Annotated in this window: 22 protein-coding genes; all 22 read right to left on the reverse strand. The window is 55.4% G+C overall.

The window, feature by feature from the left end; all coding sequences use genetic code 11:
- Positions 1–14 precede the first annotated feature (14 nt).
- On the reverse strand, positions 15–485 hold the full coding sequence (gene rplO / locus G512_RS0111940; protein ID WP_028481920.1) for a 50S ribosomal protein L15: 471 nt from the start codon (positions 483–485) through the stop codon (positions 15–17).
- 21 nt (positions 486–506) lie between these two features.
- Positions 507–701 (reverse strand): 50S ribosomal protein L30, encoded by a 195-nt coding sequence (gene rpmD / locus G512_RS0111945; RefSeq protein WP_028481921.1) that lies wholly within the window; start codon positions 699–701, stop codon positions 507–509.
- 44 nt (positions 702–745) lie between these two features.
- Entirely contained in the window at positions 746–1,309 is a 564-nt protein-coding gene (gene rpsE, locus G512_RS0111950) for a 30S ribosomal protein S5 (RefSeq protein ID WP_028481922.1), read from the reverse strand.
- Positions 1,310–1,352: 43 nt separating this feature from the next.
- Positions 1,353–1,709, reverse strand: a complete 357-nt coding sequence (rplR, locus tag G512_RS0111955; RefSeq protein WP_028481923.1) for a 50S ribosomal protein L18 — start codon at positions 1,707–1,709, stop codon at positions 1,353–1,355.
- A gap of 11 nt (positions 1,710–1,720) precedes the next feature.
- On the reverse strand, positions 1,721–2,254 hold the full coding sequence (rplF, locus tag G512_RS0111960; RefSeq protein ID WP_028481924.1) for a 50S ribosomal protein L6: 534 nt from the start codon (positions 2,252–2,254) through the stop codon (positions 1,721–1,723).
- Between the two features lie 47 nt (positions 2,255–2,301).
- Positions 2,302–2,700 (reverse strand): 30S ribosomal protein S8, encoded by a 399-nt coding sequence (gene rpsH / locus G512_RS0111965; protein WP_028481925.1) that lies wholly within the window; start codon positions 2,698–2,700, stop codon positions 2,302–2,304.
- Between the two features lie 12 nt (positions 2,701–2,712).
- Positions 2,713–3,018, reverse strand: coding sequence for a 30S ribosomal protein S14 (gene rpsN, locus G512_RS0111970; RefSeq protein ID WP_028481926.1), 306 nt, complete (start codon positions 3,016–3,018; stop codon positions 2,713–2,715).
- Between the two features lie 33 nt (positions 3,019–3,051).
- Positions 3,052–3,609: a 50S ribosomal protein L5 gene (rplE, locus tag G512_RS0111975; protein ID WP_036489674.1), complete on the reverse strand. Its 558-nt coding sequence runs from the start codon at positions 3,607–3,609 to the stop codon at positions 3,052–3,054.
- Positions 3,602–3,919: a 50S ribosomal protein L24 gene (gene rplX, locus G512_RS0111980; RefSeq protein ID WP_028481928.1), complete on the reverse strand. Its 318-nt coding sequence runs from the start codon at positions 3,917–3,919 to the stop codon at positions 3,602–3,604. Before rplX ends, rplE begins: the two co-directional genes overlap by 8 nt.
- On the reverse strand, positions 3,919–4,287 hold the full coding sequence (gene rplN, locus G512_RS0111985; RefSeq protein ID WP_028481929.1) for a 50S ribosomal protein L14: 369 nt from the start codon (positions 4,285–4,287) through the stop codon (positions 3,919–3,921). Before rplN ends, rplX begins: the two co-directional genes overlap by 1 nt.
- 56 nt (positions 4,288–4,343) lie before the next feature.
- The gene (rpsQ, locus tag G512_RS0111990; RefSeq protein WP_028481930.1) at positions 4,344–4,586 is read right to left on the reverse strand and encodes a 30S ribosomal protein S17; all 243 of its coding nucleotides are present in this window, start codon (positions 4,584–4,586) and stop codon (positions 4,344–4,346) included.
- 11 nt (positions 4,587–4,597) lie between these two features.
- Entirely contained in the window at positions 4,598–4,798 is a 201-nt protein-coding gene (gene rpmC / locus G512_RS0111995; RefSeq protein WP_028481931.1) for a 50S ribosomal protein L29, read from the reverse strand.
- Between the two features lie 24 nt (positions 4,799–4,822).
- Positions 4,823–5,236 (reverse strand): 50S ribosomal protein L16, encoded by a 414-nt coding sequence (rplP, locus tag G512_RS0112000; protein ID WP_028481932.1) that lies wholly within the window; start codon positions 5,234–5,236, stop codon positions 4,823–4,825.
- Between the two features lie 46 nt (positions 5,237–5,282).
- On the reverse strand, positions 5,283–5,999 hold the full coding sequence (gene rpsC, locus G512_RS0112005) for a 30S ribosomal protein S3 (RefSeq protein ID WP_028481933.1): 717 nt from the start codon (positions 5,997–5,999) through the stop codon (positions 5,283–5,285).
- The gene (gene rplV, locus G512_RS0112010) at positions 5,999–6,379 is read right to left on the reverse strand and encodes a 50S ribosomal protein L22 (protein ID WP_036489676.1); all 381 of its coding nucleotides are present in this window, start codon (positions 6,377–6,379) and stop codon (positions 5,999–6,001) included. The genes rpsC and rplV overlap by 1 nt, the downstream gene beginning before the upstream one ends.
- A 2-nt stretch (positions 6,380–6,381) precedes the next feature.
- Complete coding sequence (gene rpsS, locus G512_RS0112015; protein WP_028481935.1) at positions 6,382–6,660, reverse strand: 30S ribosomal protein S19; 279 nt, start codon at positions 6,658–6,660, stop codon at positions 6,382–6,384.
- A gap of 12 nt (positions 6,661–6,672) precedes the next feature.
- Positions 6,673–7,506: a 50S ribosomal protein L2 gene (gene rplB, locus G512_RS0112020; protein WP_028481936.1), complete on the reverse strand. Its 834-nt coding sequence runs from the start codon at positions 7,504–7,506 to the stop codon at positions 6,673–6,675.
- A 17-nt stretch (positions 7,507–7,523) separates the two neighbouring features.
- On the reverse strand, positions 7,524–7,817 hold the full coding sequence (locus tag G512_RS0112025) for a 50S ribosomal protein L23 (protein ID WP_028481937.1): 294 nt from the start codon (positions 7,815–7,817) through the stop codon (positions 7,524–7,526).
- Positions 7,817–8,434, reverse strand: coding sequence for a 50S ribosomal protein L4 (gene rplD / locus G512_RS0112030; protein WP_028481938.1), 618 nt, complete (start codon positions 8,432–8,434; stop codon positions 7,817–7,819). The genes G512_RS0112025 and rplD overlap by 1 nt, the downstream gene beginning before the upstream one ends.
- Positions 8,434–9,150, reverse strand: a complete 717-nt coding sequence (gene rplC, locus G512_RS0112035; protein WP_028481939.1) for a 50S ribosomal protein L3 — start codon at positions 9,148–9,150, stop codon at positions 8,434–8,436. Before rplC ends, rplD begins: the two co-directional genes overlap by 1 nt.
- Before the next feature lie 22 nt (positions 9,151–9,172).
- Complete coding sequence (gene rpsJ, locus G512_RS0112040) at positions 9,173–9,481, reverse strand: 30S ribosomal protein S10 (RefSeq protein ID WP_028481940.1); 309 nt, start codon at positions 9,479–9,481, stop codon at positions 9,173–9,175.
- Between the two features lie 78 nt (positions 9,482–9,559).
- A partial coding sequence (locus tag G512_RS22420) for an EF-Tu C-terminal domain-related protein (RefSeq protein WP_208975009.1) occupies positions 9,560–9,654 on the reverse strand: 95 nt, incomplete at its 5' end.

Below are 9,654 nucleotides of genomic sequence, written 5' to 3' on the forward strand. Positions count from 1 at the left end.
AAAAAGAGCAAGGCCTATTCGGCCTTTGCTCCCTTGATTACGACCTTGCCGCCTGCTTTTTCAACTGCTTCAACAGCAGTCTTGGAAGCGCCGGCAATTTCGAAAGTCACAGCAGCTTTCAGCTCGCCATCGCCCAAGAGACGGACACCGTCCCGAACGCGCTTGACAACGCCTGCTGCCTTGAGTGTCTCAACTGTAACCGGTGCGGAAGCGTCGAGCTTGCCCGCGTCGATTGCAGTTTGTACACGTCCCAAGGACACAACATTGAAGTCCTTAGCAAAGATGTTCGTGAAGCCGCGCTTTGGAAGACGACGATGCAATGGCATCTGACCACCTTCAAAGCCCTTGATGGCTACACCCGAACGGGACTTCTGACCTTTGACACCACGGCCGCCAGTCTTACCCTTGCCGGAACCGATACCACGACCAACGCGGACACGGTCCTTAACAGCTCCAGGATTGTCCCGGATTTCGTTAAGTTTCATTTGTTTTACTCCCGGCTCACGTTACGCTTCGTCGACGACGCGAACGAGATGCTTCACCTTACGGATCATGCCGCGCACTTCAGGAGTATCCTTCAGGGTGCGACGACGATGCATCTTGTTCAGTCCCAGACCAATCAGCGTGGCACGCTGATCCGCAGGACGGCGCAGCGGGCTGCCGATCTGTTCGACCGTTACGGTCTTTTCAGTATTCGCCATGACATTAACCCTTGTTCATGTCTAGAACGGTCCAAACCGGGGGATCAACCCTCGGACGGAGCCGCTGCCGCATCGTCGGTGTCGCGACGACGAGCCTGAATGGTGGATACCTTAAGGCCGCGACGTGCCGCAACAGAACGCGGGCTGTCTTCCTTTTTCAGTGCTTCGAACGTAGCGCGTACCATGTTGTACGGGTTCGAAGTACCAGTTGATTTCGCAACCACGTCCTGAACGCCAAGCGTCTCGAACACAGCACGCATCGGACCACCTGCGATGATACCAGTACCCGCAGGTGCTGCACGCATCATGACCTTGCCTGCGCCATGACGGCCTTCGACGTCGTGGTGAAGGGTGCGACCTTCACGAAGTGGTACCCGGATCATTGTCCGCTTCGCAGCTTCCGTTGCCTTGCGGATTGCTTCAGGTACTTCGCGGGCTTTGCCGTGACCAAAGCCTACGCGGCCCTTCTGGTCTCCAACAACAACCAATGCTGCAAAGCCAAAGCGACGACCGCCCTTGACCACTTTTGCAACGCGGTTGATGTGAACGAGCTTATCGACAAATTCGCTGTCGCGCTCTTCGCGATCCCGGTTGTCCTGTCTCGCCATATTTTCGTCTTCCGTTCTCTTTCTTTGCACCGTGAGATGCAGATCAGAAATTCAGTCCGCCTTCACGAGCAGCATCTGCCAGGGCCTTTACACGGCCGTGGTACAGATAACCGCCACGATCAAACACGACGTCCTTAACACCAGCAGCAATTGCGCGCTCTGCGAGCAGCTTGCCTACGACTTCAGCCGCGGACTTGTTGCCACCGTTCGCCAAGGTGCCTCGTACATCTTTATCAAGCGAAGACGCCGCACACAGGGTGAAGCCCTTTGTGTCGTCGATGATCTGAGCGTAGATCTGCTTGGACGAGCGGAAAACGGACAGACGAGGACGCCCATTCGCTACCTTTTTGATCGAACGGCGGACGCGAGCGCGACGACGTTCGAAAGAATTGTTCGCCATGGTCGGTTCCGTTACTTCTTTTTGCCTTCCTTACGGACGATGTATTCGTCCGCGTACCGAATACCCTTGCCCTTGTAGGGCTCAGGCGGACGATATTCGCGAATGTTCGCGGCTACCTGTCCGATCTGCTGCTTATCGATGCCGCTGATTACGACTTCGGTAGGCTTAGGGCAAACGATGTTGATCCCCTCAGGAATGTCAAACTTGACATCATGAGAGAAACCGAGGGCCAAGTTAAGGGTCTTGCCCTGAACCTGAGCACGGTAACCAACACCCTGGATTTCCAGTTTTCTTTCGAAACCGGAGGTCACACCAGTGATAAGGTTAGCGATCATGGTGCGGCACATACCCCACATTGAACGCGCTGCCTTAGTCTGGTTGCGCGGATCAACGCGGATGCCATCATCAGTCATCTCGACCAGAACAAGGTCATTGGCCACGAAGGAGAGTTCCCCCTTCGGGCCTTTGACCGCTACTTCCTGGCCGTTGATCGTTGCCGTTACCCCGCTAGGCACGGGGACTGGCCTTTTGCCAATTCGAGACATAGGATCAACCTGTCAGTTATTATATTGTACGTAGTGGCAGTGCCGCATCAGAAGACGCGGCACAAAACCTCACCACCCACGTTCTTGTCGCGGGCTTCATGGTCTGCCATCACACCCTGAGGTGTGGACAGAATAGATACACCCAGACCGTTAGCAACGTGCGGGATGTTCTTGACTGAGGAATACACGCGACGACCTGGACGGGATACGCGCTCAATCGTGCGGATCACCGGCTCGCCGTCAAAGTATTTCAGTTCGATTTCGAGTTCGGACTTGCCGTTGTCATAGGACACAGCGGTATAGCCACGGATATAACCTTCCGAAGCCAATACGTCCAGTACCCGTGCGCGCAATTTTGAAGCAGGTGTTGCCACCTTGCTCTTGCGACGCATCTGTGCATTACGAATGCGTGTCAGCATATCGCCGACTGGATCGGAAATCGACATAACAGTAACTCCTTACCAGCTCGACTTCACGAGACCCGGGATCTTGCCCAGGGAACCCAGCTCACGCAGCGCAATGCGCGACATTTTGAGCTTGCGGTAATAACCGCGTGGGCGACCAGAGACTTCACACCGGTTGCGTACTCGTGTTGGCGCGGAATTGCGCGGCAGCTCTGCAAGCTGCAAACGCGCATTAAACCGCTCTTCCAGAGACAGGCTTTCGTCTTTGGCCTTTGCCTTCAACTCAGCGCGCTTAGCAGCGTACTTTGCTACAAGACGCTCGCGCCGCTTGTTTTTCTCGACCGCGCTTTTCTTCGCCATCGTCTGTCCTCGTTCCTTTCCCGTATACCGCTATTATTTGCGGAACGGGAAGTTGAACGCGCGCAGCAGTTCACGCGCTTCGTCATCGGTTTGTGCCGTGGTGCAAACCACGATGTCCATACCCCGCATGGCATCGACCTTATCGTAGTCGATTTCAGGGAATACGATGTGCTCCTTCAGACCCATGGCATAGTTGCCACGCCCATCAAAGCTCTTCGGATTCAGACCGCGGAAGTCACGTACGCGCGGCAGCGCGATGGTGATGAGACGGTCGAGGAATTCGAACATCTGGTTACGACGAAGGGTTACCTTAGCACCGAGCGGCATGCCTTCACGAACCTTGAAGGTCGCGATAGACTTCGTCGCACGGGTAATAACCGCTTTCTGACCAGCAATCAAGCTCAACTCTTCTGCTGCAGAGCGAGCCTTCTTGCTGTCACCGACAGCTTCTCCAACACCCATGTTCAGAACGATCTTCTCAAGAGAAGGGATCATCATTGGGTTGGAGTAGTTGAACTTCTCCTGGAGCTGACCACGCACTACGTCAGAGTAGTGCGTTTTCAGCCGTGGGATGTAATTAGCGTCAGCCATCAATCACATCTCCCGAACGCTTGGCGATACGTACAGTAACGCCATCTTCGTTAGTCTTGAAACCGACGCGCGTCGGCTTGCCATCCTTAGGATCAGCGATGGCAATGTTGGACAGCTGGATGGGAGCTTCCTTGGAAACGATACCCCCCTCGCTCTGCTGGGTCTGGCGTTGGTGACGACGCACCACATTAACGCCACGCACGACAGCGCGATCTTCCTTTGGGAGGATCTGGATAACTTCCCCAGTCTTGCCCTTGTCACGACCGGCGATTACGACGACCTTGTCGCCCTTTTTAATCTTCGCAGGCATCAGAGCACCTCCGGCGCAAGCGAAATGATCTTCATGTGATTTTTGCCACGCAGTTCACGAGGAACTGGGCCAAAAATACGAGTTCCGATCGGTTCTTTGTTGTTGTTGATCAGCACGGCCGCATTGCGGTCGAAACGGATCACGCTGCCATCGGCGCGGCGGATATCCTTAGCCGTGCGCACGACGACTGCTTTCATCACATCGCCCTTTTTAACACGGCCCCGAGGGATCGCTTCCTTGACGGACACCACGATGATGTCGCCAACAGCTGCGTATTTCCGCTTGGAACCGCCGAGCACTTTGATGCACTGGACACGACGTGCGCCGGAATTATCGGCCACATCGAGGTTAGTTTGCATCTGAATCATGACTCGTCGCCTTGTTCTTTTCTCAGCGTCCTATGAAGGAACACCGGATGCGTCAATCAGCTTGCTGCTTCCTCGGAAACAACAACCCAACTCTTATTCTTCGAGATCGGAGCACATTCTTGAATGAGCACTTTATCGCCGACCTTGTAAGAATTATTTTCGTCGTGTGCACGATACTTCTTCGTACGGCGCACAGTTTTCTTCAACAGTGGGTGCGTAAAGCGACGCTCCACTCTCACCGTCACTGTCTTGTCATTCGCATCGCTAACAACGACGCCCTGCAAAATACGCTTTGGCATCACTGTGCTCCTTATGCGTTATCAGACACGCGCATTTCGCGCATAATTGTCTGAATCCGCGCGATGTCCCGGCGAACCTGGCGAACACGTGCGGTGTTTTCGAGCTGACCGGTCGCCCGCTGAAAGCGCAGGTTGAACTGCTCTTTCTTCAAGCTTTCCAGCTCCTCGCGGAGCTGGTCGACCGTCTTGGCTCTTACGTCACTAGCCTTCATGGCCTATTCCTCTCGACTGTCCGATCACTCGCCGATGCGCTGCACGAAGCGGCACTTAATCGGGAGTTTGGCGGCTGCCAGACGCATCGCTTCGCGAGCAACTTCTTCCGACACACCATCAATCTCAAACATGATCCGGCCAGGCTTGACCTTACACGCCCAGTATTCCGGGCTACCCTTACCTTTACCCATACGAACTTCGGCCGGCTTGGAAGAGACCGGAACGTCTGGGAAAATACGGATCCACACACGACCTGCACGTTTCATGTGACGGGTCATAGCACGACGAGCCGCTTCAATCTGCCGAGCGGTAACCCGCTCTGGCTCCTGTGCTTTCAGACCGAAAGCACCGAAATTGAGCTCATAGCCACCCTTGGCCTTGCCATGGATGCGGCCCTTGTGCTGCTTGCGGAACTTAGTTCGCTTTGGCTGCAGCATCGTAACTCTCTCGCTTCTCTAATCTGTCACGGAGACCGTGCAGCAATTAAGCTGCACGTTCCCGGCGACCGCCGCCCTGGCGTTCGTTCTTGCCACCGCCTTCGGTCGCACGACGTTCGGAGGCCATTGGGTCATGATCAAGGATCTCGCCCTTGAACACCCAAACCTTCACGCCGCAAGCGCCATAAGCGGTATGCGCGGTTGCAGTACCGTAGTCGATATCCGCACGCAGCGTGTGCAGCGGAACCCGACCTTCGCGATACCATTCAATGCGCGCGATTTCCGCACCACCAAGACGACCGGAGCAGTTGATCCGGATGCCCTGGGCACCAAGACGCATAGCGGACTGAACCGCACGCTTCATGGCACGACGGAAAGCAACACGACGTTCCAGCTGCTGAGCAATGGAAGCTGCAACCAGCTGCGCGTCCGTTTCCGGCTTGCGCACTTCAACGATGTTGAGGTGCACTTCGGAATTGGTCATGGAGGACAGCTTCTTGCGAAGACGCTCGATGTCTGCACCCTTCTTGCCGATTACCACACCCGGACGACCGGAATGAATGGTGACACGACACTTCTTGTGCGGACGCTCGATGACGACCTTGGAAACTGCCGCCTGCTTCAATTCCTTCAGCAGGTATTCGCGAATGCGGAAATCTTCATGCAGAAGATCACCGTACTCATTCTTGTTAGCAAACCAACGAGAATCCCAGGTCCGGTTGATGCCAAGACGAAGGCCGATTGGGTTAATTTTCTGTCCCATCAGGCGGTCTCCTCAACTTCACGGACAACGATAGTCAGGTTGGAGAACGGCTTCTGGATCCGCCCTACCCGACCACGGGCACGTGGCTGGAAGCGCTTCATCACAAGCGCCTTGCCAACATAAGCCTCGGCGACGACAAGATTGTCGACGTCGAGATCATGATTGTTTTCCGCGTTTGCAACGGCAGACATCAAGGTCTTCTTGACGTCGCCGGCAATGCGCTTGCGAGAAAAGGTCAGATCAGCAAGTGCCGAGCTAACTTTTTTACCGCGGATCGATGCTGCAACGAGGTTGAGCTTCTGCGGGGAAACCCGCAGCATGCGGCATACTGCCTGTGCCTCGTTGTCGGCGAGCGTCCGCTCACGCTTCTGCTTGCCCATCGTTATTTCCTCTTCGCCTTTTTGTCAGCGCCATGACCATAGTAGGTACGAGTCGGTGAGAACTCACCGAGCTTGTGACCAACCATCTCTTCGCTGATCAAAACAGGAATGTGCTTCTGACCGTTGTAGACGCCGAAGGTCAGCCCCACGAAGTTCGGAAGAATGGTGGAACGGCGGCTCCAGGTCTTGATGACCTCGTTACGGCCGGACTCACGAACCTTTTCCGCTTTCTTCAGGAGGTAACCGTCGACAAACGGGCCTTTCCAGATCGAACGTGTCACGATCCGTCCCTCTTACTTCTTACGCGCATGACGCGAGCGAACGATAAACTTATCGGTTGCTTTATTGCGACGTGTGCGCTTGCCTTTGGTCGGCTTGCCCCATGGGGTAACCGGATGACGTCCGCCGGAGGTACGACCTTCACCACCACCGTGAGGGTGATCGATCGGGTTCATCGCAACACCGCGAACATGTGGACGGCGACCAAGCCAACGGGACCGACCAGCCTTGCCGTGGTTGACGTTTGCGTGGTCAGCGTTGGAAACCGCACCGATCGTAGCCATGCAGGTACCGAGAACACGGCGCTGCTCGCCAGACAGAAGGCGGACAACGGTGTAACCGGAGTCACGACCAACAACCTGAGCATAAGCACCGGCTGAACGCGCAATCTGCGCACCCTTGCCTGGCTTCAGCTCGATGTTGTGCACAACAGTACCGACCGGAATGGAAGCCAGCGGCATAGCATTGCCCGGCTTTACGTCCACAGCCTTGCCAGCCACAATCTTGTCCCCAGCAGCAAGACGCTGCGGAGCGAGAATGTAAGCCTGTTCACCGTCGGCATAAGTAACCAGAGCGATAAACGCGGTACGGTTCGGGTCGTACTCAAGGCGCTCTACCGTACCGACGACGTCGAACTTGCGACGCTTGAAGTCGATGATGCGGTAGGTGCGCTTGTGACCACCACCAATGTTGTTTGCGGTCTTGCGGCCGGTGTTGTTACGACCGCCGGACTTGGTCAGGCCTTCGGTCAACTTCTTGACCGGCTTGCCCTTCCACAGACCTGTACGGTCAACCTGGATCAGCTGACGACGGCCAGGTGATGTGGGATTAAATGTCTTTAGTGCCATTTTTTCCTACCTCGCCCTTAGAGACCCGTCGTCACATCGATGGACTGTCCGTCCTCGAGCGTGACCACAGCCTTTTTGAAGTCGCTCTGACGACCGAGGATACCGCGGAAACGCTTGGTCTTGCCCTTACGAACAAGAGTGTTTACCGCTTTGACCTTGACGCCAAACAGAGACTCCACAGCAGCCTTGATCTCAGGCTTTGTAGCAGTCAATGCGACCTTGAAAACGACCTTGTTCTCTTCAGAAGCAAACGTTGCCTTCTCGGTAATCACCGGAGAAACGATCGTGTCGTAGTGAACAATCTTGCTCATTAGAAACGTTCCTCCAGAGCAGCAACTGCAGCCTTGGTCAGAACCAGCGTGTCACGACGCAGAATGTCGTAAACGTTGATACCCTGAACCGGCAGCACATCCACATTCGGGATGTTGCGTGATGCCAAACCGAAGTTTGCATCGACTTCAGAGCCGTCCACCACCAGGGCGTTGGACAGACCCAGACCGGAAAGCTGAGCTTTCAGTGCCTTGGTCTTGGCTTCAGATGCCTTTGCTTCTTCAAGTACAATCAGGTTGCCAGCAGCTGCCTTAGCAGACAGAGCATGCTTCAGGCCCAGAGCACGTACCTTCTTGGGCAGCTCATGCGCATGAGAGCGCACTTCCGGACCAAACGCACGACCGCCACCGCGAAACTGCGGAACCTTGCGGTTACCATGACGAGCGCCGCCAGAGCCTTTCTGACGAACAAACTTCTTCGTGGTGCCGCTGACTTCAGAACGACCCAGGGTCTTGTGCGTACCAGCCTGGCGTTTCGCCAGCTGCCAACGTACAACGCGCTGAATCAGGTCTGTGCGTGGCTCCAGTCCGAAGATCTCTTCAGACACGGTGATCGAACCGGCCGCACCGCCGCCGAGGGTCTTGACCTCGAGTTCCATCACTCACCTTCCTTCCCGGTTTCGGCCGCAGCATCAGCAGCAGCCTGACGGATCGCACCTGGAACAGGTACATTTTCCGGCAGTGCCTTCTTGATGGCGTCACGGACGAGAATCCAGCCACCCTTGGAACCAGGAACAGAACCTTCAACCAGGATCAGGCCGCGCTCTGCATCAGTGCGCACGATCTTGAGGTTCTGAGTGGTAACGCGTTCATCACCGAGGTGACCGGCCATCTTCTTGCCCTTGAACACTTTACCTGGATCCTGACACTGACCCGTTGAACCGTGAGAACGGTGTGAAATGGACACACCGTGGGATGCCCGACCGCCACCAAAGTTGTGACGCTTCATGGCACCCGCGAAACCCTTACCGATAGAAGTGCCGGTAACGTCCACATACTGACCGTTGACGAAATGGTCTGCAGTGATTTCTGCACCAACGTCGATCAGGTTGTCTTCGCTTACGCGGAACTCGGCAAGTTTACGCTTCGGCTCAACCTTCGCTACTGCGAAGTGGCCGCGCATTGCGCGATCCGTATTTTTAACTTTAGCTGCACCTACGCCCAACTGAAGCGCAGTGTAGCCGTTCTTTTCTTCCGTCCGGTGGGCAACAACCTGACAGTTGTCCAGACGCAGTACCGTTACCGGCACATGCTCACCCGCTTCATTATAGACGCGAGTCATACCCACCTTCTGGGCGATCACTCCAGAACGCATCTGCGTGTCCCCTTTGGCCGCCTTAGAGCTTGATCTCGACGTCTACACCTGCAGCCAGGTCGAGCTTCATAAGAGCATCAACTGTCTGAGGAGTAGGATCGACGATGTCGAGAAGACGCTTATGGGTGCGCATCTCAAACTGATCACGACTCTTTTTGTCGATATGCGGTCCGCGAAGTACGGTGTACTTCTCGATCCGCGTCGGCAACGGCACGGGTCCGCGCACTTGCGCGCCGGTCCGCTTCGCCGTGTTGACAATTTCCTTAGTGGAAGTGTCGAGAACACGGTGATCAAACGCCTTCAGGCGGATCCGAATATTCTGACCGTTCATGACTTTTCCCTAATGAGAAAGAGCAGCAGCAGCTGTTCGTTGTTTTATGAGACCAGCTGCTGCAGTCAAACTCGCTTATTATTCGATGATTTCAGCAACGACGCCAGCACCAACGGTGCGGCCGCCTTCGCGGATAGCGAAACGCAGACCATCTTCCATTGCGATCGGAACGA

This window comes from Pseudovibrio exalbescens DSM 16456, assembly GCF_000422785.1.
In the GTDB taxonomy this organism is placed as follows: Bacteria; Pseudomonadota; Alphaproteobacteria; order Rhizobiales; family Stappiaceae; genus Pseudovibrio; species Pseudovibrio exalbescens.